Genomic DNA, 21,090 nt, shown 5'->3' with positions numbered 1-21,090 from the left:
TAGGCATCGAATAAGATCGGTCCAGCTCGCGCTGCACAATTGCGGATCGTCCGAAAGACGGTTTCCAGGCTCCGAAAAGGTGTCCCATCCTACTTGAGTTGCTGCGCCCGGTACAATGCCCAGCCTTCCTCGACGATGACGCCCTGCGTCACGCCACGCCGTGTCGCTTCGGCAGCGATCTCGTCGACGACATGCGGCAGCACCTTGGCGTGGACCTGCCCGGTGCGCTCGCTTTTGGGCCGCCCTCGCCTCGCCTTCACGCTCCTGTCAACGAAGCCTCGCTTCTCGCCGGCGGCGTCTGCCTTGGCGATGACTGCCTCGCTCGAAGGCTTTTCGCGGCGTTTTAGGGTTGAAAGATCGACCGAAAAATCGCTCATTTCATCGTCTCCGCCAACTGTTGGTAGACTGCTCGGGCAAAGCTGGACGCATTCTCGACAGCCCCCTCCATGTTGCCTTGCGACGGGATCGAGCGGAGATCACCGCCGAACTCGAAGAGCGCCGAGAAGGCAGCGCGCTCCATCAAGGGTGGCTCCACTATCCGGATACCCTGCTCGCGCAGCGACGTCTCAATACCGTTCTGCTGCTTGGATCGGATCGCGCGAGTCATCGTGAAAACGACCGCGTGCGCGATCTCACGGCCAAGCGACTCTTCTTCCTCAGCGATCAACGCGAGGGATCGCGCCCCGATCGTGGCATCGAGGATTGTGGCGCGCATCGGGATCAGCACCAAATCGGCTTGCGAGATGGCCCGCGAGACCATGCGGGATGCAACACCCTCAAGATCGACAATGACGATCCGGCCATCATCGTCATGCTGCTTGATGATCTTCACCACGCTCGACTCGGTCACGTCGGAAACGGTCTCGATGTTTTTTGGGAGCTTGTTCTTGGATGCCCAAAGGCTGAGCGAATGGTTGGGGTCGCAGTCGAGCATCGTCACCGTCGCGCCGGCATGAGCGAGTTCGGTGCCGAGCAGAACGGCGGTGGTGGATTTTCCGGCGCCTCCCTTGGAGGACGCGATCACGATCACAGGCATGATTTTCAATTACCGGATAATACTAAATACCCGGTTAACGGAATTATCTCCTCTGCACCAGTCCCTACTGAGTGCCATGTTTCCCGGATAAACACATTATCAGGTAATATTAATAACCTGATATCTTCGATAATCCGGTAATCTCGATTATCTGACAGGTTCTCGCTCTTACCCTGTAACCGATCATACCAGATAATTTATCGCACCGGATAAATCGGTCCTTTGTCGCTAGCCTGATTAACCCGGTGAATGAGATTACCGGAAAATCCAGCGTTGCTCGCGCGTTTCGATGGGAATGGCGGCCTACTTGTCGGTTTCGTTGGTCCAAGAGGGCATAAACATCTCAAACCTATTCATTCCGAAGCCATATTGCAGCGCATCAGCGCGGTCGGAGGTGGCCATGTATGAGTTCGGCCGAAACGATAAGGGAGAGTTGATCTCTGACGCTTCTGCCGTTCCTACCCCATATCGGGAATGTCGGCTGACCCTCCTCTTTTCCCCAGCCAGGGTCTCTAAAGAGTCTCTAAAGAGTCTCTTAAGTCTCTAGAGGGTCGTAACCGTCTGACGGACCAAAAGAAAATCACGCTTCGGTAGGCTGCGATTCCCAAAAGGTAGGCCGGTTTTCCCAAAAGGTAGGCCGCTTCTCCACTAAGGTAGGCCGGCTTTCCAGCTATGCGCGAGCGCCGTTTCCCCGCCCGTTTCCCCCGCTTTTCAGCGAAGGTAGGCTACCATTCCGATTTTTGTGGCGCGAAGTTCGGGTGTTGGGTAGGCTGCGATTCCCGAAGGTAGGCTACCATTCCGGAAAGGCGGTTTCCTGCGGGTTTGGTGCGGATTCTCAGGAGGCTAGCCCCCTCATATCAGGTGCTGAAGCATGCGTAAGGTAGGCCGGCTTTCCAACCGTCCTCCAGCTATAACAATGGGTTGGCTTTGAGCGGAACGAAAGATCAGCGTCCTTTGACGGAAGTCGAGCGCAAGCGGCTCGAGCGCTTCAAGAAGCGCTTCGAGAACCAGCGCGGACGCCGTCAGCCTGCGAAAATTCCGGCCCGGCTTGCCCGCACCTCGGCTTTCGCACCGAAACGCACCAGCCTGAACACCGACAGCAAGTTCGAGCGGCTCTACGTGGTGCCCGGTCATTCGATCATCCGGGTATCCGGCCGCGAGCTCGGCACCCAGCACCGCGACGCGATCTATGCCGTTTTCCGATTGCCGCATACCGTCGAGCGGCGGCCGCGTCCGGCAGGGGCGAGGGGCGGCTTGCCGTTCGAGAAAGTTTATACGACCCGCACCACGTGGCGCGGCCTGCTTCAGGCGATGCAGCGCACGCAGCACGTCAACAATCTCGGCACCCTGATCGAGACGTTCAAGGACATCCAGAAGGTCGTCTTCACGATCTTCGAGGGCGATCATTCCGAAGTGCTCAAAGCCTTGGAGAGCGGCAATCTGGGGGCTCTGGGCGCCAATGGGCGAGGGGGCATGGGCTCGCTGATCGAGTCGGTCGAATGGGATGGCCTCTTGCTCGATAGCGAGCTCGTCATTCGCTATGGCGACTGGTCGGCACTGATGATCGAGGCGGCGAAGCTTGTCAGCCTGAACGCCGATGTCCAGTTCCGCCTCAAGTCTGACCACGCCAAAACTTTTTGGCCGTATATCGACTCGATGAACAACCATAACTGGGTCGATGAGGAGGTGCTGGCGGCGCTCGCCGGTCGTAAACTATGGGACGAGACGGCGACGAAAGTGACGCGTGGCCAATTCCGGAAGGATTGCAAGCAGGCCTTCGAGGACATGATCCAGGCGGAAGGGATCATCAGCTACGATGTCGAGCTGCGCGGCGTCGGACGCCACAAATCCCGCCGCTACCACTATGTCCGCTCCCAGATGTCGGAAGGGGAAGTCGCGCTGCAGAAAGCCCGGCAGGAATGCCAGCCCGCCGTGATCGAAGCCAAGGTCGTGACTGAACGCGCTGAAGGCCAACTCCGGCTGGAACTTTGAGCGATAGAAATATGATTATCTGGTAATCATAATTATCTGGTAATCCTAATGTCGGTCGTTTGGTAGCATGGGGCAGCGAAATTGTTTCGCTCGACCAATGCTTGCGCCGTGTAGCGAACGGCCTTCGGCGGGTTCTTCGCGTTGACGCTTATTGTCCCCCTGGACCTCACTCGTGAGCGTGGCATTCATGCGCTGGTCCCGAATTATGCGAGACATCCCCTTTGCCCTTCTGCGTCGCCGCGCGTTCCGGCGACGATGACATCGACGAAGTCTGCCGTTTCCGTCGCGAGATCCTTGCCTGACAGGCCGACGAAGCGCTCTTCCAAGGAAATCGCGACGATGCCGTGGATGGCGCCGAAGAGAGTGCGGGCGCGAAGTTGCAGAAAGTCCTCACTCCAGTCGGGGCGAAGGCGGCGCAGCGGCTCGACGATGTGGACGAGAAGAACGGCCTGCTCGGCCAGATGCCAGTCGGGGATTCCGCGGTTCGCACCATAGCGATAATCGAAAAGCGCAGACCAGAGCGCGCGGTTGCCTTCGGCGAAGCCGAGATAGGCGAGCGCTAGCGCACGTAGCGCCGCGCCGGGGTCGGCCGCGCCTCCAGACGCCGCCGCCAGCGTTTCGCCGAGGCGGGCGAGCGTGCGCGAATTGACGTGGAGAACGACGTCGTCGAGATCGGCGAAGACGTTGTAAAGGCCGCCCAGCGCCGCCCCCGCATCCGCCATGATCTCGCGCGCGCGAAGGTTGGCGATGCCCCCCGCCACGATACGGGCTTCGGCCGCTTCCAGAATGCGCCCGCGCAGCGTTTCGCGCCGTTCCGCCTGCTTGTCAGTCATGGTCGCTCCTCAAGAAATGAACATTGTTCAAATTAGAGCTTGAACGATGTTCAAGACTGTGGTCCATTGCCTATGAACAATGTTCATACCGAGGATCGTCGCATGTGGAAACAGTTTGTGGCCCTGGCACGCGGGCGAAACCATGAAGCGGCGGAGGCCGTGATCGACGCCAACGCGCTCATCGTCCTGCGTCAGCAGATCCGCGACGGCGCGGCGACGTTGGAAAGGGCCCGGCTCGGCCTCGCCCTCGGCATGGCGCGCGAACGGGAGGAAACACGGCGGGGCGAGGCTCTGGCGCTTCGCATCGCCGACCTGGAAGAGCGGACCGTCGCCGCGCTCGACACCGACAGAAACGGGCTCGCGCGGGAAGCCGCCGAGACGATCGCGCGGTTGGAAGCCGATCTCGGCAGCTCGCGCCGGGCGGCCGAAAGCTTCGCGGCCGAGATCGAGCGGCTGCGCGCCTTGGTAGCGGATGCCGAAACGCGGCTTCGCGATCTGACGCGCGGCCAGCGCCTCGCCGAAACCGCCGACCGGGTTCAGCGTCTGCGCGGTGCCGAACCGGGCGAGTCCAGTCTTCGAGACGCGGAAGCGACGCTGAAGCGCCTTCGCGAGCGGCAAGGCGAAGCGGATGCCATGGCGCGGGCGCTGGACGAGATGGACCGCGCCGCCGATCCGGACGCGCTGATCGGCCGCCTCGCCGAAGCCGGCTGCGGCGCTCCGGTTCCCCATGGTGCCGAGGCCGTTCTCCAAAGGCTCCAGGCGCGCCGCCAGTCCTCCCGAACCTGATCCGACATTCCTCTTCACATTCCCTCAAGAGCCATTGGAAGAATGACCATGAACGAATCCTACGCACCCGCCCCGAAGCATACCGATGCCTGGAAGGGCTTCACCATCGCCAGTTTCCTCGTCGCGGCCGGAATGATGGCGATCGGCATCTGGTCCCTGGAAGCGAGCTTCGCGGCCAAGGGCTTCTATGCGATGGCCGCCGTGATGCTCGTCCACACCTCCGTCACCCTGACGAAGACCTTGCGCGACGCGCAGGAAGCCTCGCGCTTCCACAACCGCCTGGAAGAAGCGCGCACCGAAAAGCTCCTGATGGGCGCCGACCGCCGCGCCGACTGATCTCTCATCCCGCCGCCGGGCCGGCTCGCGAGCCCTGAAGCCCGGCGGCTTCCCGTCCCCGTTCGAACCGGAAAGATTTTCGCCATGAGCTCCCGTCTGATGCTGTCGCCGCGCTTCGCGCCGCTGTTCTTGACGCAGTTCCTCACCGCCTTCAACGACAACCTTCTAAAGAACGCGCTGGTCTTCCTGATCCTCATGCGCGTCTCAGTGGACGGCGCGGCTTCGCTGGTCGCTTTGTCCGGAGCGGTGTTCATTCTGCCCTTTCTTCTCCTGTCGGGGCTCGGCGGCGAGTTGGCGGACCGCTACGATAAGGCGCTCGTCGCGCGCCGCTTGAAACTCGCCGAGATCGCGGTGGCCGCGCTCGGGGGCCTCGGCCTCCTGTTCGGCTCGATCCCGGTGATGATGGTGGCGCTGGCCGGCTTCGGCACCGGCTCGGCGCTGTTCGGGCCGATCAAATACGGCATTCTGCCCGACCATCTGCCGGTCGCAGACCTGCCCGCTGCCAATGCCTGGGTGGAAGGGGCGACGTTCGCAGCGATCCTCGGCGGCACGCTTCTCGCGGGGCTTCTGGCCGGTGCGCCACCGATCGTGCCGGGCCTCGCGATGCTGGCGCTGGCGCTCGCCGGCTGGCTCGCGGCGCGGCGCATTCCGGCCGCCGGCCCCGCCGCGCGCGAGCTTCGCGTCGATCCGAACGTGTTCGCTTCCACCATCCGCCTCGTGTCGGCGCTGCGCGGCGAGAAGCGTATCTTCCGCGCGGGCCTGATGGTGTCCTGGTTCTGGCTGATGGGCGCGGTGATCCTGTCGCTCCTGCCGGTGATCGTCACGGGCACGCTCGGGGGAGGGCGCACCATGGTGTCGGGCGTCCTTGCCCTTTTCGCCGTCGCGGTCGCCGTCGGCTCCGCCGTTGCGGCCTGGCTTTGCCGAGGGCGGATCGTGCTTCTGCCAGCGCCCGTCGGCACGCTCGCCATGGCGATCTTCGCCTTCGACCTCGCCTTCGCCCTGTCGGGCACGCCGAACACGGCGCGCGCCTTGTTCGATCTCGGCGGCCTCGCGCTTTCCAGCGCCTTTCTCGTGGTGCCGACCTTCGCTGCAGTTCAGTCCTGGGCGCCCGCGCAAACGCGCGCCCGCACCATCGCCGGGGTCAACGCGCTCAGCGCCGGCTTCATGGCGGCGGGCGGCATCGCGCTGGCGATCGTTCAGGCGGCGGGGATCTCGCTCACCGCGATCCTCCTCGCGCTCGCGGCGCTGAATGTCGCGGCGGCGCTCCTGATGTTCGCCAAGCTCCCGACCAATCCCCTGCGCGATCTCGTGTCGATCGTCTTCCGCGTCTTTCACCGCATGGACGTCGAAGGGCTGGAGAACCTCGACAAGGCCGGGCCGAACCCGATCCTCGCCCTCAACCATGTCAGCTTTCTCGACGCGGCGCTGGCGCTGGCGATCAGCGACCGCGATCCGGTCTTCGCCATCGACCATACGATCGCGACGCGCCCCTGGGTGAAGCCGTTCCTGCGTTTCGTGCGCGTTCTGCCGCTCGATCCCTCGCGCCCGATCTCGACCCGCAGCCTCATCAAGGCGAGCGAAGCGGGAAACCCGGTGGCGATCTTTCCGGAAGGCCGCATCACCGTCACGGGCAGCCTGATGAAGGTCTATGACGGCGCGGGCATGGTCGCCGCGCGCACCGGCGCGCTCGTGGTGCCGATCCGCATCGACGGGCTGGAGCGCTCGCCGTTTTCGCGCCTCGGCGACCGGCAGGTCCGCCGCAGCCTGTTTCCGAAAGTGCGCGTGACCGTGCTGGAACCGGTCGCCATCCATGCGGCGGAGGGCGGCACGGCGCGGGAGCGGCGGGGGCAAGCCGGCGCCGCGCTCTACGGCGTGATGTCGGACCTCGTGTTCCGAACGGAGCGCACCGATACGACGCTGTTCGAGGCGATCGTCGCTAATGCCAAACTCGACGGCCTCGGGCGGCTCGCGGCCGAGGACCCGGTCACCAGCGCGATGAGCTTCAACAAGCTTCTGGCCGGCGCGCGGGTTCTGGCGGGCAAGTTCGCGGCGCGATTCTCGGGCGAGGCGCATCTAGGCCTGATGCTGCCAAACGCGAACGCGACGGTCGCGACCTTTCTCGGCCTCGTCTCCGCCGGCAAGGTGCCCGCGATGATCAACTTCACCGCCGGCGCGGCCAATATCCGCGCCGCGTGCCTGGCAGCCGACGCGCGCACCGTCCTGTCGTCGCGCGCCTTCGTGGCCAAGGCCAAGCTCCAGCCGCTGGTGGACGAACTGTCGCGCGATCTCGCCTTCGTGTGGCTGGAGGATATCCGCGAAAGCGTCGGCACGCTGGATAAGGTGAAGGGCTTCCTTTCGCGCACCCGCCCGCTCGTGGCGCGCCGGGCCGACGATCCGGCGGCGATCCTGTTCACGTCGGGCTCGGAAGGCACGCCGAAAGGCGTGGTGCTGAGCCACCGCAACATTCTCGTCAACATCGCGCAGATCGCGGCGCGCGTGGATTTCAACGGCCGCGACAAGGTCTTCAACGTCCTGCCGATGTTTCATTCCTTCGGTCTCAGCGCGGCGACGCTTCTGCCGCTCGTGTCGGGCGTGCCGGTGTATCTCTACCCTTCGCCGCTGCACTACCGCGTGGTGCCGGAGCTCGTTTACAGCTCGAACGCCACGATCCTGTTCGGCACCGACACCTTTCTCGCCGGCTATGCCCGTACGGCGCACGGCTACGACTTCCGCTCGCTGCGCTACGTCTTCGCGGGGGCCGAGCCGGTGAAGGCGACGACGCGGAAAGTATGGCAGGAGCGCTTCGGCCTGCGCTTGTTCGAGGGCTACGGCGTCACCGAAACCGCGCCGGTCTTGGCGCTGAACACGGCCATGTTCAACCGGCCCGGCACGGTCGGGCGGCTTCTGCCGGGCATCGCGCACCGCCTTGAAAAGGTCGAGGGCGTGGAAAAGGGCGGGCGCCTCCATGTGCGCGGCGGCAACGTGATGCTCGGCTATCTGAAAGGCGACCGGCCGGGCGTCGTCCAGCCCCCAGAGGGCGGCTGGCACGATACGGGCGACATCGTATCGGTGGACGCGGAAGGCTTCGTGACGATCGAAGGCCGCGCCAAGCGCTTCGCCAAGATCGGCGGCGAGATGATCTCGCTCGCCGCCGTGGAAGCACTGGCGGCGGCTTTATGGCCGAACGCCGCGTCGGCGGTGGTGGTGTCGCCCGACAAGCGCAAGGGCGAACGGCTCGTGCTTCTGACGGAGGAACGGAACGCCTCCCGCGCCACCTTTCTGCGCTTCGCGCGCGCGCGGGGCGCGAACGAACTCATGGTGCCCGCCGAGATCGCGACCGTCGCCTCCCTGCCGCTGCTCGGAACCGGCAAGCTGGACTACGCCGCTCTGCCCGCCCTCGTCGCGACCCTGCCCGATCACGCCGATGCGTGACGGGCGGATAGGGCATGGCTATGGTCGAGGCCGCCTATCCTCGCCAATCTTTGCAGTTCTATCCTACGCGCGCTTCTCGCAGTCGCTTCTGTTGCAGAGCGCCAGTGTCCTGTTCTGCCCGTCCACCTCTCCAATTTCTCAAATCGCGGGCCGCGTAAGACACGGTACTTGTGCAGCCGTTCGGCTTGTTCGGGAATTCTTTTCACTAGAGCGTCGTCCGATATCCCGGACGATGCTCTAATTCGCCTGTTGCAAAAAGGGTCGTTGTTGCGACGAAATTGGCATGGCAACTAAGGGTGGAAACCGGATTGTCCGGTTTTGGTGGCGACATCACGGAAGTGGACCCTACGCTTGGCGGTGTGGGGACTCTAACCAAGCAGTTGCTTCAGCCTCTGGCGTATGGGGGCGGGCTCGGCGTGCCAGTACGTCCGCTGCAGCAGTGGGACCCATCGAGCCAAGCGATCCGGGTGGGCTGTGACATAGTCCAGAAGCTCGTCGCTGATCAGGTCTTCGACGGGACCCGCCGCCAGACATCCGTAAGCGAAGTCTGAAAGGTCCCGCCCTGCCAGGACGGCCTCGACCATCGCGACTTTCTCGGTGAAGCTTACGGCCTCGCGGAAACTGCCGACGGCCCAGTCGTCGCTCTTGTCGCCGCCATCGTAGTAGTCCCAGTAGCCGCGACGCAGATCGTCGCCGGTGGCGGCCAGAAAGCTGGAGACGGTCGGCTGCCACGTCCCTTCGATCAGTAACGCTTCGGGGCCCGGGCGAGATGCTTGGCTCGGCCAGGGCGTGTCCCACTCGACGATGAGAGCATGGGCCTCGCGAACGACGGCCTGCTGCGTGCTTCCACCCTTCGTGAAGCGAACCTCGGTCGTCATCGGCGAATGCACGCGCTCCACCCACGCGAACACGCCGAAAAGATCACTGCGGGGCGGCCGGGCGTTGGCGAAAGTCGTGTCGTAGGGGATGTGCGGATAGAACGATACGACGTCGGGAACGAGGACACCCTCGATCGCGGTGGACAGAACGAACAGCGTCCGGTCCTCAGCCTCCACGTGATGAAACGCATCGAGCCTGTGCTGGCCGTTCCGCTCGCCGCCGATCCAGATCAGCGTCGCGTTTGGCAGGTACGATTTCGCGAAGGCGAGCGCGTCGACCGATCCGTCCGTAGCCTCCATATGTCGCCTCGTCGTCCGATAGCCCCAACCTTAGCGGATGATAGTGTCCGGTTGTAGGTAGGCTCCCGAGGACGAAGAACGGCGTTGAAGGGTCGATAGCGGAGGAACTACGTCCTCGACAGGCTTCGCGCGGAATATCGCACTTACTTCATGTTGGCATCGAAGATCCGATCGAACTCGCCCGTCGACTTGGCCAGATGGAGCCACTGATCGACATAGGCCTTGAAGGCGACGTCGCCACGCGGCAGCAGAAAGCCCATTTCGCCGTACTGGAGCGGCTGGTCGGGGTTCACCGCGCACAGGCCCGGGTGCAGTTTCTCCTGAAGCTTCACCTCGACGGACTCGGCGACCATGACGTCCGCGCGGTTCTCTGCGATCTCCTGCCAGATGACGCGGTTGTCCGGGAAGAGCTGGATCTGAGCGTTGGCCAGGTTGGTGCGGGCAAACTTCTCGTTGGTGCCGCCAGGGTTCACGACGACGCGCGTCGCAGGTTGGTTGATGGCCTCGGTCGACTGGTATTTCGCGACATCGTCGCACCGGACGATGGGAGCCTTGCCGTTCACAAGGTATCCCTCGCTGAAGAAGGCCTCGCGCTGCCGTGGCAGGGTTACGGAGATACCGCTCATGGCGACGTCACACTTTGCCTTGAAGTCGGCAAGAAGGTCGGACCATTTGGTTTGAATGAAGACGGCCTCGCTATCGAGCGACTTGGCAAGCGAGCGCCCGAGATCGATGTCGATGCCCACGAAGTCGTTTGCACCGTCGGGACGATAAGAGAACGGTCGGTAGTCGCCTGTCGTGCAAATGTTCAGCACCTTGCGTTCGAGAACCTGGTCGAGCCGGGAGGTACTTTCCTGAGCAAACGCTTGCGTTGCGAGGAGCGCCACCGCCGTGCCAATCCCCAGAAGCGATGCTCGAGACCCCATGACCATCCAACTCGCTCCGATCGACGCGCTTCCGACGGAGTCAGCTTAACTGATAGCCAGAAGATGCGTCCAGTTCAGCAGACCCGTCCACCACGCCGCCCTTCTACGCGTCATTCCATGCCGCCTTCGCTCCATCGGCTTTGTTGCAGCAAGTCGGTTGAAGGCGAGTTTTACACTTTGACGGCTCTCGCTCAGGTCATGATGTCGAAGAGGTTGGCGACAAAGCGCACCTCTCCTGCAACGCCCGGCTTGCGCAGGATGCAACGGCCGCGACGGATCACAACCTCCCGATCACGCATCCGAAACGGCCCTGGCATCCCGCCTGATTCAACGCAGCTTGCCATCTCGCCCAAACTGGAATACCAGTACGCCAATCATCGGGTTGGGAGGCTTGATTGGTTGAAGCGGCATCCGCCACGAGCCGACGTTCGGTCAGACGAACCGTTCCCGCGCCGGACGCGGTACGGGGCGACATGCGGGCCCATTCCACCTCGGCCGCCGTTTATCGTCTTCTGAAGAACGAGATCGTCACCCTCGCCCGCCGTCCGGGCGAAGCGATCCTGGAGCGCTCGCTGGCCGAGGAATACGGCGTCAGCCGCACGCCGGTCCGCGAGGTGGTGCGCCAGCTTGCCGAGGAAGGGCTGGTGGAAGTCTATCCCAATGCTGGAACCTTCGTCGCCCGCATCCCGGCGGGCGATTTGGAAGAAGCCATCGTGATCCGCAACGCCCTGGAGGAAGCGAGCGCCAAGCTCGCCGCCGAGCGCGCGGACCGGAGCGCTCTTCTTCGCATCGAGGCCGCGCTCGCCGCCACCGCCGACGCGGTGACGAGCGCCGAGCGCGAGCGCTTCCACGTCGCCGACGAAAGCTTCCACGCCGAGATTTCCGCAGCCTCCGGCTTTCCCGGCCTTTGGCGCGTCGCCCAGCAGGTCAAGGTGCAGCTCGACCGCTACCGGCGGCTGACGCTGCCGGAGGAAGGCCGGATGCCGCGCATCGTCGACGAACACGCCGCGATCCTCGACGCCATCCGCCGGCAGGACGGCGCGGGCGCGGCGGGCGCCATGGCCGCCCATCTCGGCAAGCTTCTGGCCGATCTCGACGCGGTGATCACCCGCCAGCCCGACTTCTTTCTCGTATCCGGCGAGCGCCGAGCGCCGATCACCCCCAACATGCCCGGAGTGCCCCGTTCTTGATCGACATCCGCCAGGTTCCTCATCCCGATGCCGTCCGGCGCTTCGACACGGCGGAGCTGCGCCGTCATTTCCTGATCGAGCGCTTGTTCGTCGCGAACGAGGTGCGCCTGACCTACAGCCATATCGACCGGCTCGTGGTGGGCGGGGCGTGTCCCGGCTCAGAGCCGCTGGTTCTGCCGACGCCGAAAGCTGTCGGCACCGACGCTTTTCTGAAGCGCCGCGAACTCGGCATCCTGAATGTCGGCGGGGCCGGAACGGTGAACGTCGGAGGAACCCGCTACGACCTCGATCGCCGCGAATGTCTTTATGTCGGCATGGGCTCCGGCGAGGTGTCGTTCGAAAGCGCTTCGCCCGATGCGCCGGCAAAGTTCTATCTCGTCTCGACGCCCGCCCATCGCGCCTGCCCGACGCGCAAGATCGGCCAAGCCGATGCCAACCGGCTGGAGCTCGGCTCGCCCGAAACGGCGAATGTGCGCACCATCCGCCAGTACATCATTCCGGGCATCTGCGAGTCCTGCCAGCTCGTGCTGGGCTTCACCGAGCTGAAAAGCGGCTCGATCTGGAACACGATGCCGACCCACACGCATGACCGGCGCTCGGAGGTTTATCTCTATTTCGACCTGCCGGAGGATGCGCGCGTCGTCCACCTCATGGGCGAGCCGGCGGAAACGCGCCACATCGTGATGAGCAACGAGGAAGCCGTCCTGTCGCCCGGCTGGTCGATCCATTCGGGCGTCGGGACGAAGAGCTATTCCTTTGTCTGGGCCATGGGCGGCGACAACCAGGACTATACGGACATGGACGCGGTCGCGATGGGGGACCTTCGTTGACCTCCCCCTTCGACCTTTCGGGCAAACGCGCGCTCGTCACCGGCGCTAATACGGGGCTCGGCCAGGGCATCGCCGTGGCGCTGGCGGCGGCGGGGGCGGAAGTGATCGGCGTCGGGCGCTCGGCCATGGACGAGACCCGCGACAAGATCGAGGCTGCGGGCGGGCGCTTCCGCGCCTTATCGGCCGATCTTTCGACGCTCGAACCGGTGGAGCGCATCGTTTCGCAAGCGTCGGAGGACGGGCGCGTCGATATCCTCGTGAACAATGCCGGCATCATCCGCCGCGCCGACGCCATCGACTTCACCGAAGCCGACTGGGACGCGGTGATGGACGTGAACCTCAAGACCACGTTCTTCCTGACGCAGGGCTTCGCCCGTCGCATGCTGGAGGACGGCAAGGGCGGCAAGGTCATCAACATCGCCTCGCTCCTGTCATTCCAGGGCGGGATCCGGATACCGTCCTACACCGCCTCGAAAAGCGGGCTGGCCGGTCTCACGCGGCTTCTGGCCTGCGAATGGGCAAGCCGGGGCATCAACGTCAACGCCATCGCGCCGGGCTATTTCGTCACCAACAACACGGAGGCACTGCGCGAGGACGCCGCCCGCAACGAGGCGATCCTGGCGCGCATTCCAGCCGGCCATTGGGGCGCGCCGGAGGAACTCGGCGGCGCCGCCGTGTTCCTCGCCTCCCGTGCGGCGACTTACGTCCACGGCGTCGTGCTGCCGGTCGACGGCGGCTGGCTGGCCCGGTAGCGGAGGAGGCGGGATGCGCTACGAGTTCGACTTCTCGGCCCTTGTCGATTTCTGGCCGGCGCTTTTGCAAGGCGCGCTGACCACGCTGCAGATGACGGTGATCGCGGTGGCGGGCGGCCTTGCCATCGGCGTTCTTTGCGCGATCGCGCGGCGCGGATCGAACGCCCCGCTGCGGCTTCTGGCGGGCGCCTATATCGAGCTCGTCCGCAACACGCCTTACCTCATCCAGATCTTCTTTCTGTTCTTCGGCCTGTCGAGCGCCGGGTTGACGCTGCCGATCTTCGCGGCCGCCGTTCTGACCCTCGTGATCAATGTCGGGGCCTACACGGCCGAGATCGTGCGCGCCGGCATGGACACGGTGCCCGCCGGCGAGATCGAGGCGGCCGAGGCGCTCGGCCTGTCGCGGCCGCAGATCTACTGGGACGTGATCCTGCGCCCGGCGCTGGAGCGCGTTTATCCCGCGCTCACCAGCCAGTTCGTCCTGATGATGCTGTCCTCGTCGGTCACCTCGCAGATCTCGGCCGAGGAACTGACGGCAGTGGCCAACAACATCCAGTCCTTCACCTTCCGCGCCTTCGAGACCTATATCGTGGTGGCGCTTCTGTATCTCGCGCTCGCCACCCTCCTGAAATTCGCGCTGTTTCTGTTCGGCCAGTTCCTGTTTCCCCGGCGGCGACGCCTGGGCACGGCGATCTGACGGGGGCGGGACAGATGGGCGATTTCAACCTCTTCCACCTCCGCTACCTTCTGGACGGCCTTCTTTGGACGGTGATCCTGACGGCGCTGGCCTTCGTGTTCGGCGGGGCGGCGGGCTTCGGCGTGATGCTCGCGCGCACGTCGCGCCGGCGCTGGCTCCGGCGCGTGTCACTGGTTCTCGTCCAAGCCGTGCAGGGCACGCCGCTCCTGATCCTGATCTTCCTCGTTTATTTCGGGCTCGGCATCTTCGGCGTCGACGTGTCGCCCTTGTTCGCGGCGGGGCTGGCGCTGACGGTTTATTCGGCGGCATTCCTCGGCGAGATCTGGCGCGGCTGCGTGGAAGCGATCCCGAAGACGCAAGGCGAGGCCGCCGAGTGCCTGGCGCTGTCGCGCTGGCAGGCCCTCCGGGACGTCATCCTGCCCCAGGCGCTGAGGGTCGCGACCGCGCCCACCGTCGGCTTCATGGTGCAGGTTCTCAAAAGCACCTCGCTCGCGTCCGTGGTCGGCTTCGTGGAGCTGACGCGCGCGGCGCAGGTGATCAACAACTCGCTTTTCTCGCCCTTCTTCGTCTTCGGCGTGGCGGGCCTGTTCTACTTCGCGCTCTGCTACCCGCTTTCGCGCTGGAGCCGCGCGCTGGAAAGGAGGCTGAATGTCGGCCGTCGTCAGTCTGCGTGATGTCCGCAAGCGCTTCGGCGCGCTGGAGGTCCTGAAAGGCGTTTCCTTCGAGGTCGCGCGCGGCGAGGTCGTCGCCATTATCGGGCGCTCGGGCTCGGGCAAATCCACGGCGCTGCGCTGCATCAACCGACTGGAAACCATCCAGGGCGGCGCCATCGAGGTCTGCGGCCACCGCGTCGACGATCCGGCGCTCGACCCGCGAAAGCTTCGCCAGGATGTCGGCATCGTGTTCCAGAGCTACAACCTCTTTCCGCACCTGACGGTGGCCGAGAACATCGCGCTCGCGCCCCGCCGCGTGAAGCGCATGGGCAAGGTCGAGGCGCGCGCGCTTGCCGCCGAGGTGCTGGCGCAGGTCGGCCTGACCGAGAAGATCGACAGCTATCCCGAGCAGCTTTCGGGCGGCCAGCAGCAGCGCGTGGCGATCGCCCGCTCGCTCGCCATGCGCCCGCAGGTGATGCTGTTCGACGAGGTGACCTCGGCGCTCGATCCGCACCTGACGGGCGAAGTGCTGCGGGTGATGGAGGCGCTGGCGAAGGGCGGCATGACCATGGTGGTGGTGACGCACGAGATGGCCTTCGCCCGGCGCGTCGCCAACCGCGTGATCTTCATGCACGAGGGCCTCGTCCACGAAACCGGCTCGGGCGACATGCTCGCCGCGCCGCAAACCCCCGAACTCCAGGCCTTCGTCGCGAACGGCCTTTAGCCCCGATATGGGCCGTTCGCGGGAGGCGAGCGGCTCCAGTTACCCACGATTTCAACGGGAGGAACCAGTCCATGACATCGATCCGCGGAATAGCCCTCGGCCTTGCCGCCGCCATCATCGCGCTCGCGCCCGGCCTTTCGCAGGCGCGGAGCTTGGAAGAGATCAAGCAATCCGGCACGCTGCGCGTTGCCGTCGCCATGGGCGTGCCGCTCTTCGCCTTCGCGGACAAGACCATGCAGCCCACCGGCTCGGACGTCGAAACGGCGAAGAAGATCGCCGAAGATCTCGGTGTGAAGCTGCAACTCGTGGAGATCACCAACGCCGCGCGCGTGCCCACCATCCAGACCGGCAAGGCCGACATCCTCGTCGCCAATCTCGGCATCACCGACGAGCGCAAGAAGGCGGTGGACTTCACCGTGCCCTATGCGACCCTCAACATCATCGTGGCCGGCACGGGCTCCGAGGCGATCGGTGATTACGCGGCGCTCGCGGGCAAGCGCATCGGCGTGACCCGCGCCACCGTGAACGACCAGCTCGTCACCCAGAACGCGCCGAATGCGCAGGTCGTGCGCTTCGAGGACGACGCGACGCTGATCACCGCCGTAACCTCCGGCCAGGTCAACCTCGTGTCCACCCAGTCCGCCGTTCTTTCCGCCATGAACGAGCGCAAGGGCGGCGACCCGCTCGAAGTGAAGTTCGTCCAGCGCGAGCTGAACCTCGGCATCGCCCTGCCCAAGGGCGAGGAGACTTTACGCGAATGGCTGAACACCTGGATTCGCGAGAATGCGGCGAACGGCAAGCTGAACGCCCTGTTCAAGTCGTTTCACAACCGCGACCTGCCGGCGGACCTCACCGAACGCGGCTGAGCGCGTCTCGCCCGCCAAAGGCCGGCGTTTCAGGCGGCCGCCAGCGCGCATTGGAGAAGCGTCTCCGCGCCGGCGGCCGCATGGCGCGGCTCAATGTCCTCGGTTTCGTTGTGGCTGATCCCGTGGCGGCAGGGCACGAAGATCATGGCCGCGGGCGCGACGTAAAGCGCGTCGTGGAACGCGCCGGACACCATCCGCAGTCAGGATTATGCCGTATGGCTTTGGGAGGTGCCTTGTCCGCCTTCCTCGGCCGTACGGCAACTCGGCATGATACGAGAGGCATCATGACGATTTTGGGTGGAAAGCTGCCAGTCTCCTTCGGACGTCACCGGAGCCAAAGGAGACTTTCCTCGTCCCATCGCAAACTCGAGGTCGGCTAAGTCTCTGAGCGAAGTCCCAGATAGCGGAGCGGTGGCGCTCCAAACGAGCGCCTAAACATCGTCGTAAAGGCGGCGGGGTTGTCGTAGCCGAGTTCACCTGAGACCGATGTCACCGAGGCTCCAGCGACGAGCTTCGTCATCGCAGACATGAGGCAGGCCTGCTGACGCCAGGCGACGAAGCTGAGACCCGTCTGGGACCGGAACAGGCGTGTGAACGTTCGACGGCTCATGCCGAGGCTCTCGCACCAGTCGTTGATCGTCTCGCCGATGGAAGGCGCGGCAATGAAAGCTTGGCATCGGGCCGCCAAGGCTCCGTGGGAAGGATAGGGCAGCGACAGCGGCAGTTCCTTCATGCCGGAAAGCTCATGCAGGACGAGCCGCATCAGCGCCCCGTCGCGGCCGTCGGTATCGTACTCCAGGGGGCAGTCGATCGCTTCTGTCATCAGGGTCCGCATGAACGGTGACAGCCCAACGACCTGACAGGTCGGCGACATCTTGGGCGTGGCGTCCGCCTCGATGTAGAGACTGCGCATCTCCACCGCCCCGATCATGCGGACGTTGTGGACGGTAGCGGGCGGTATCCACATTCCTCGCTCCGGCGGCATGAGCCACGCCCCGTCCATCGTCGTCAGCAGGATGACACCCCGGCTCGTCGTCATGAACTGTCCGCGGCGATGGTCGTGCGGCTCGATGTAATGCCCCGTCGGGTACTGCTTAGCGATCGCGACGACCGGACGGGCGGTCCCGTCGATGGTGTTAATGTGGATCTCTCGCATGGTGGCCCGAACGCGAAGGCGAAAGGCCCGGCTTCGGTGGCGGGCCAACGTCCAAGGATTTATTCCCCTCAGACAGAACCGCGCAAGACTGCGGACATTCCGGACCAGCGAACAGGAGGCTCGTCGCGATGAGCCAGTCGGCGACCACCAACTCCGCACCGTCCACCACCATTGTTTCGGTGCTCGGGGCGGCAAGCCTGTGCCACCTGCTGAACGACCTGATGCAGGCGCTTCTGCCAGCGACGTACCCGATCTTCCAGGAGGACTTTGGCCTGTCCTTCGCGCAGGTCGGCCTGCTGACGTTCGTCTACCAGATCACGGCGTCACTGTTTCAGCCGTTCATCGGGCTCTACACCGACAGACACCCGCTGCCGTACTCGCTTCCCGTCGGCATGACCTCGTCACTGGTCGGCCTCCTGACGCTTGCCTACGCGCCGAACTTCGCTGTTCTACTCGTCGGCGGCATCCTGCTCGGCCTCGGCTCGGCAATCTTCCATCCCGAGTCCTCGCGCATCGCCCGTCTGGCCTCGGGCGGTCGGCATGGCCTCGCACAGTCCGTCTTCCAGGTCGGCGGCAACTTCGGCTCGGCCCTCGGGCCGCTGGCCGCCGCCTTCATCGTCCTGCCACGCGGACAGACGGGCCTCGCCTGGTTCGGCCTCGCCGCCTTCGCTGGCATCATGATCCTGACCGCCCTCGGGCGGTGGTACGAGCAGAACGGGCACGCGAAGAAGCCGTCGAGCACGACTCCCGTCCGTCACCCGAACCTGTCCCGCGGGCAAGTCTCGAAGGCGATGACGATCCTGATCGCACTCCTGTTCTCGAAGTACGTCTACCTCGCGTCGTTCACAAGCTACTACATCTTCTTCATGATGGAGCGGTTCGGCCTGTCGACCCAGACGGCGCAGGTCTACCAGTTCGTGTTCTTCGCCGCGGTTGCGGCTGGAACGGTAGCGGGCGGCCCCATCGGGGACAGGCTCGGACGCAAGGTGGTCATCTGGGTCTCCATCCTTGGCGTCCTGCCGTTCACTCTCGCGCTGCCCTATGCAGAATTGACGCCGACCGCTGTCCTGTCCGTCGTCATCGGGTTCGTCATGTCGTCCGCCTTCCCGGCCATCGTGGTCTACGGGCAGGAGTTGATGCCCGGCCGGGTCGGCATGGTGTCCGGTCTGTTCTTCGGCTTCATCTTCGGGATTGGCGGAATTGGGGCCGCCGTGCTGGGGCTTCTCGCTGACCAGACTAGCATCGGCTTCGTGTTCCAGGTGTGCTCGTTCCTGCCGATCATCGGCATCCTGGCTGCCTTACTGCCCAGCACGAAGACATGAACGCTGCCGAAGGACGGATGGGCGTCGTCAAAGAAGGCGGCATGCTGGGGATGGAGTATCTGGAGACCCCCGTCGGACCGTTGCTCCTCGTGACGGACGAAGACGGTCGCCTGCACGCCGTCGAATGGGTGGACTACCAAGAGCGCATGTTCAGGCTTCTCGCGGCTCAGCAGGGTGCCGAACGTGCTACCATCAGGATGCGCCCTGGAAGATCCGCCGCAGCCGATGCGCTTGCCGCCTACTTCTCCGGCGAACTAGATGCGCTGGACACGCTGTCGGTCCACATGAGCGGCACGCCCTTCCAACGCACCGTCTGGGCAGAGCTGCGGCGGATAACGGTCGGAACGACTATCACCTACGGCGAACTTGCCCGGCGGATCGGGCGTCCGGCGGCCATCCGGGCGGTCGGGTCGGCCAACCGCGTGAACTCAGTCAACGTCGTGATTCCTTGCCACCGGGTAGTCGGCGCCAACGCGTCCCTAACGGGCTACGGCAGCGGCCTTCCACGCAAGCAATGGCTGCTCGACCACGAGGCCGGTCGCCTGACGCTGTTCGCCTGATCTGTCTGGCCGGACCGTAACGACCGCTTCCAGGCGCACCGTCAGACAGTTCGCAAGACAGAGAAGGGTCGATAGCGGTTAGATCGCTTTCAGACGTCCGCTTCCGCACAGGTCGGCTCGACCGGGTGGATTTCCGCTGGTCCGCTTCGGAGCGGCAAGCGCATTGAAGCTGACATCGTAACCGGGCCCGCCTACAACCCAACGCCGACCTTTGATTGAACCGAGGGGAACCCAGAAGCCGACGCCCCCTACTTGGCGACAGATCGTCAAGGTGAGATCCTTTATAGTTGGAGGATCTTGAAGAGGCTTGTGCCATGCCGGCTTAGCCGCACGCCGGACGCGATATTCTTGTGGCTGCTTGGGAGGAGGACGCTGTTTTCGATCTCCTTCGCAACCTGACGGCGCAGCATGGAGGAGACGATCAAGCTTGGCTGGCTGCTATCGCATGCGAAGCACAGCGCGGTACGTTGGAAGCGTATCGCCACGGGGCGCGCGAGCGCACCTTCGATCCGGTAGATGCGGCCCGGCTTGCTTCAGAGGAGATCGGCAATCGCTACGATCGGGACACAATCTACCTGTCGCGGACCGAGATGACATTGCTGGAAATCGAGATACTCCCGCCGCCACCCGCCGACAGCTCTCAGTGGGTGATCGGCCTTTGGGGGCAACGCCCCGCTCCGCAAGCTACCTGACCCTGCCGTTCCTATCGGTTCGCTACGTGTGCACCCATAACGGACCGGTCGTGACCAACAGGTTGGGGGTGAGCGGCTGGTCCGCCTAGTAGCGGTGATACATCGAAGTGGATATTGCTGCTCCACCCACGTTAGACAGCGGCTCACGGCAGCAAAAGAAACCTCATAATATCTGCGTCAGTTGCCGTGCCCAATCATGCCAGTCTGCCGCGACGCGTCATGTCTGCTTCACAACGCGGTCTGAAGCAGGTGGAGCAGTCGCAGCGGCGATCCAGAAGCGCGGAAACATAGCGGAGCACGCAGATGAACAGCGTCGTTTGAACGAAATGAAGCATGTAGGACGGGGGTATGCGACGATCTCTTCCCGGGATGTCCGCCGCAATGTCTGAACTTCGCATCTCTTCCGGACTGATCGTTGCTGGCTCCTGCGCGTTGATCGCTATACTCGGCGGTTGCAGTGGATCGGAACCTTTCGACGCCACCCAGCAGATCGGTCCCGATCCGGTGCTGCCCGAGCCCGAACAATCGCTTTTGCCTGATCTGAAGATCGCGGAGGTCGTGGGCTGAAGTGGCGATGCCAAGCCGACCGTGCCGGATGGATTGACGGTCGCGGCCTATGCGAAAGACCTCGCCAATCCGCGAACGGTCTACACCCTGCCCAACGGCGACGTTCTTGTGGTGCAGTCGCGCGGACCTGCCGGGGAGCCGGTTTCCCGGCCGAAAGACTTCATTCGCGGATGGATCGTGTCGATCGCCCACGGCGGGGGAAGTGGGCCGCAGAAGGAAAGCAATCCGGCGAGGCGCAGGACTTCGTCACTGGCATTATCGATGGCGATCAGGCGCATGGACGGCCCGTCGGTGTCGGCATCGACGGCACCGGGGCGCTGCTCGTCGCCGACGATGCAGGCAACACGGTCTGGCGCGTCGCATCTGCGGACGGGCGCGTTTTCGAACAACCTTGGCAGGTGCCAAGGTTTTCGATGGTGGAGATGCGAGCCGGCTTCCCGCTGTCAGGTTACAGATTCCGCCGAGCCGCGGAGCCGCCACGTTCCCATCAGCGACCGGAACCTTGGCACCTGCCAAGGTTCCCGCGCCCAGGTCGCCCGCCTCATCGAGCCCCGAAGCATTC

The 21,090-nt window shown here is 64.3% G+C and carries 20 protein-coding genes and 2 pseudogenes; 15 read left to right on the top strand and 7 right to left on the bottom strand.

Annotated features, from left to right (window positions below):
• Positions 1-89: 89 nt before the first annotated feature.
• Together F9929_RS22090 and F9929_RS22085 are read right to left on the bottom strand one after the other, a co-directional pair.
• Positions 90-377: a chromosome partitioning protein ParB gene (locus F9929_RS22090; protein WP_152048716.1), complete on the bottom strand. Its 288-nt coding sequence runs from the start codon at positions 375-377 to the stop codon at positions 90-92.
• Entirely contained in the window at positions 374-1,036 is a 663-nt protein-coding gene (locus tag F9929_RS22085; protein WP_152048715.1) for a ParA family protein, read from the bottom strand. The genes F9929_RS22090 and F9929_RS22085 overlap by 4 nt, the downstream gene beginning before the upstream one ends.
• Positions 1,037-1,990: 954 nt before the next feature.
• Between F9929_RS22085 and F9929_RS22080 the strand changes: the two genes are divergently transcribed.
• The gene (locus tag F9929_RS22080) at positions 1,991-3,028 is read left to right on the top strand and encodes a hypothetical protein (RefSeq protein ID WP_193227870.1); all 1,038 of its coding nucleotides are present in this window, start codon (positions 1,991-1,993) and stop codon (positions 3,026-3,028) included.
• 203 nt (positions 3,029-3,231) lie between these two features.
• Here F9929_RS22080 and F9929_RS22075 read toward each other — a convergent pair whose 3' ends face one another.
• Positions 3,232-3,861: a TetR/AcrR family transcriptional regulator gene (locus F9929_RS22075; protein WP_152048714.1), complete on the bottom strand. Its 630-nt coding sequence runs from the start codon at positions 3,859-3,861 to the stop codon at positions 3,232-3,234.
• A 102-nt stretch (positions 3,862-3,963) separates the two neighbouring features.
• Between F9929_RS22075 and F9929_RS22070 the strand changes: the two genes are divergently transcribed.
• From F9929_RS22070 to F9929_RS22060, 3 genes are all read left to right on the top strand, one after another.
• Positions 3,964-4,647, top strand: coding sequence for a PspA/IM30 family protein (locus F9929_RS22070; protein WP_193227869.1), 684 nt, complete (start codon positions 3,964-3,966; stop codon positions 4,645-4,647).
• A gap of 48 nt (positions 4,648-4,695) precedes the next feature.
• Positions 4,696-4,983 (top strand): YiaA/YiaB family inner membrane protein, encoded by a 288-nt coding sequence (locus F9929_RS22065; RefSeq protein WP_152048712.1) that lies wholly within the window; start codon positions 4,696-4,698, stop codon positions 4,981-4,983.
• Between the two features lie 84 nt (positions 4,984-5,067).
• On the top strand, positions 5,068-8,415 hold the full coding sequence (locus tag F9929_RS22060; protein WP_152048711.1) for an acyl-[ACP]--phospholipid O-acyltransferase: 3,348 nt from the start codon (positions 5,068-5,070) through the stop codon (positions 8,413-8,415).
• Positions 8,416-8,783: 368 nt separating this feature from the next.
• On the opposite strand, the gene F9929_RS22055 is transcribed toward F9929_RS22060, so the two are convergent.
• Entirely contained in the window at positions 8,784-9,593 is an 810-nt protein-coding gene (locus tag F9929_RS22055; RefSeq protein ID WP_152048710.1) for a hypothetical protein, read from the bottom strand.
• Positions 9,594-9,736: 143 nt separating this feature from the next.
• Complete coding sequence (locus tag F9929_RS22050; protein ID WP_235919509.1) at positions 9,737-10,525, bottom strand: transporter substrate-binding domain-containing protein; 789 nt, start codon at positions 10,523-10,525, stop codon at positions 9,737-9,739.
• Positions 10,526-10,914: 389 nt separating this feature from the next.
• Here F9929_RS22050 and F9929_RS22045 point away from each other — a divergent pair, with 389 nt between their 5' ends.
• From F9929_RS22045 to F9929_RS22015, 7 genes are all read left to right on the top strand, one after another.
• The gene (locus F9929_RS22045; RefSeq protein ID WP_235919508.1) at positions 10,915-11,709 is read left to right on the top strand and encodes a GntR family transcriptional regulator; all 795 of its coding nucleotides are present in this window, start codon (positions 10,915-10,917) and stop codon (positions 11,707-11,709) included.
• Complete coding sequence (kduI, locus tag F9929_RS22040) at positions 11,706-12,539, top strand: 5-dehydro-4-deoxy-D-glucuronate isomerase (protein WP_210251378.1); 834 nt, start codon at positions 11,706-11,708, stop codon at positions 12,537-12,539. Before F9929_RS22045 ends, kduI begins: the two co-directional genes overlap by 4 nt.
• Positions 12,536-13,291: a 2-dehydro-3-deoxy-D-gluconate 5-dehydrogenase KduD gene (kduD, locus tag F9929_RS22035; protein ID WP_152048709.1), complete on the top strand. Its 756-nt coding sequence runs from the start codon at positions 12,536-12,538 to the stop codon at positions 13,289-13,291. The genes kduI and kduD overlap by 4 nt, the downstream gene beginning before the upstream one ends.
• A gap of 13 nt (positions 13,292-13,304) precedes the next feature.
• Positions 13,305-13,988 (top strand): amino acid ABC transporter permease, encoded by a 684-nt coding sequence (locus tag F9929_RS22030; protein WP_152048708.1) that lies wholly within the window; start codon positions 13,305-13,307, stop codon positions 13,986-13,988.
• A gap of 14 nt (positions 13,989-14,002) precedes the next feature.
• Complete coding sequence (locus F9929_RS22025; RefSeq protein WP_152048707.1) at positions 14,003-14,662, top strand: amino acid ABC transporter permease; 660 nt, start codon at positions 14,003-14,005, stop codon at positions 14,660-14,662.
• On the top strand, positions 14,637-15,365 hold the full coding sequence (locus tag F9929_RS22020) for an amino acid ABC transporter ATP-binding protein (RefSeq protein ID WP_152048706.1): 729 nt from the start codon (positions 14,637-14,639) through the stop codon (positions 15,363-15,365). The genes F9929_RS22025 and F9929_RS22020 overlap by 26 nt, the downstream gene beginning before the upstream one ends.
• Positions 15,366-15,436: 71 nt before the next feature.
• A complete protein-coding gene (locus F9929_RS22015) occupies positions 15,437-16,231 on the top strand; it encodes a transporter substrate-binding domain-containing protein (protein ID WP_152048705.1) in 795 nt (264 codons plus the stop codon).
• A 29-nt stretch (positions 16,232-16,260) separates the two neighbouring features.
• On the opposite strand, the pseudogene F9929_RS22010 reads toward F9929_RS22015, so the two are convergent.
• Positions 16,261-16,428, bottom strand: a pseudogene (locus tag F9929_RS22010) (Zn-dependent hydrolase); the annotation flags it as partial.
• 179 nt (positions 16,429-16,607) lie between these two features.
• Positions 16,608-17,387, bottom strand: coding sequence for an AraC family transcriptional regulator (locus F9929_RS22005; protein ID WP_193227868.1), 780 nt, complete (start codon positions 17,385-17,387; stop codon positions 16,608-16,610).
• Positions 17,388-17,515: 128 nt separating this feature from the next.
• On the opposite strand from F9929_RS22005, the gene F9929_RS22000 reads away from it, so the two are divergent.
• The 4 genes and pseudogenes from F9929_RS22000 to F9929_RS21985 all read left to right on the top strand — a co-directional run.
• Positions 17,516-18,709 carry an MFS transporter gene (locus F9929_RS22000; RefSeq protein ID WP_152048702.1) on the top strand — a complete coding sequence of 398 codons (1,194 nt, stop codon included), beginning with the start codon at positions 17,516-17,518 and terminating at the stop codon, positions 18,707-18,709.
• Positions 18,706-19,269 (top strand): methylated-DNA--[protein]-cysteine S-methyltransferase, encoded by a 564-nt coding sequence (locus F9929_RS21995; protein WP_235919507.1) that lies wholly within the window; start codon positions 18,706-18,708, stop codon positions 19,267-19,269. Before F9929_RS22000 ends, F9929_RS21995 begins: the two co-directional genes overlap by 4 nt.
• A 350-nt stretch (positions 19,270-19,619) precedes the next feature.
• Positions 19,620-19,961 (top strand): hypothetical protein, encoded by a 342-nt coding sequence (locus F9929_RS21990; protein ID WP_152048701.1) that lies wholly within the window; start codon positions 19,620-19,622, stop codon positions 19,959-19,961.
• A gap of 381 nt (positions 19,962-20,342) precedes the next feature.
• A pseudogene (locus tag F9929_RS21985) lies at positions 20,343-20,753 on the top strand (PQQ-dependent sugar dehydrogenase); the annotation flags it as partial.
• Positions 20,754-21,090: the final 337 nt, after the last annotated feature.

This window comes from Aureimonas psammosilenae (genome assembly GCF_009176975.1).
GTDB classification, from domain to species: domain Bacteria; phylum Pseudomonadota; class Alphaproteobacteria; order Rhizobiales; family Rhizobiaceae; genus Plantimonas; species Plantimonas psammosilenae.
Note: the sequence above shows the minus strand (reverse complement) of the source record. Positions and strands in the feature narration are given on the sequence as shown.

Excerpts from the sequence above, each read along its gene's own strand:
- F9929_RS22090 (WP_152048716.1), bottom strand. The coding sequence starts at position 377 with ATGAGCGATTTTTCGGTCGATCTTTCAACCCTAAAACGCCGCGAAAAG.
- F9929_RS22085 (WP_152048715.1), bottom strand. The coding sequence starts at position 1,036 with ATGCCTGTGATCGTGATCGCGTCCTCCAAGGGAGGCGCCGGAAAATCC.
- F9929_RS22075 (WP_152048714.1), bottom strand. The coding sequence starts at position 3,861 with ATGACTGACAAGCAGGCGGAACGGCGCGAAACGCTGCGCGGGCGCATT.
- F9929_RS22070 (WP_193227869.1), top strand. The coding sequence starts at position 3,964 with ATGTGGAAACAGTTTGTGGCCCTGGCACGCGGGCGAAACCATGAAGCG.
- F9929_RS22065 (WP_152048712.1), top strand. The coding sequence starts at position 4,696 with ATGAACGAATCCTACGCACCCGCCCCGAAGCATACCGATGCCTGGAAG.
- F9929_RS22060 (WP_152048711.1), top strand. The coding sequence starts at position 5,068 with ATGAGCTCCCGTCTGATGCTGTCGCCGCGCTTCGCGCCGCTGTTCTTG.
- F9929_RS22055 (WP_152048710.1), bottom strand. The coding sequence starts at position 9,593 with ATGGAGGCTACGGACGGATCGGTCGACGCGCTCGCCTTCGCGAAATCG.
- F9929_RS22050 (WP_235919509.1), bottom strand. The coding sequence starts at position 10,525 with ATGGTCATGGGGTCTCGAGCATCGCTTCTGGGGATTGGCACGGCGGTG.
- F9929_RS22030 (WP_152048708.1), top strand. The coding sequence starts at position 13,305 with ATGCGCTACGAGTTCGACTTCTCGGCCCTTGTCGATTTCTGGCCGGCG.
- F9929_RS22025 (WP_152048707.1), top strand. The coding sequence starts at position 14,003 with ATGGGCGATTTCAACCTCTTCCACCTCCGCTACCTTCTGGACGGCCTT.
- F9929_RS22020 (WP_152048706.1), top strand. The coding sequence starts at position 14,637 with ATGTCGGCCGTCGTCAGTCTGCGTGATGTCCGCAAGCGCTTCGGCGCG.
- F9929_RS22015 (WP_152048705.1), top strand. The coding sequence starts at position 15,437 with ATGACATCGATCCGCGGAATAGCCCTCGGCCTTGCCGCCGCCATCATC.
- F9929_RS22005 (WP_193227868.1), bottom strand. The coding sequence starts at position 17,387 with ATGCGAGAGATCCACATTAACACCATCGACGGGACCGCCCGTCCGGTC.
- F9929_RS22000 (WP_152048702.1), top strand. The coding sequence starts at position 17,516 with ATGAGCCAGTCGGCGACCACCAACTCCGCACCGTCCACCACCATTGTT.
- F9929_RS21995 (WP_235919507.1), top strand. The coding sequence starts at position 18,706 with ATGAACGCTGCCGAAGGACGGATGGGCGTCGTCAAAGAAGGCGGCATG.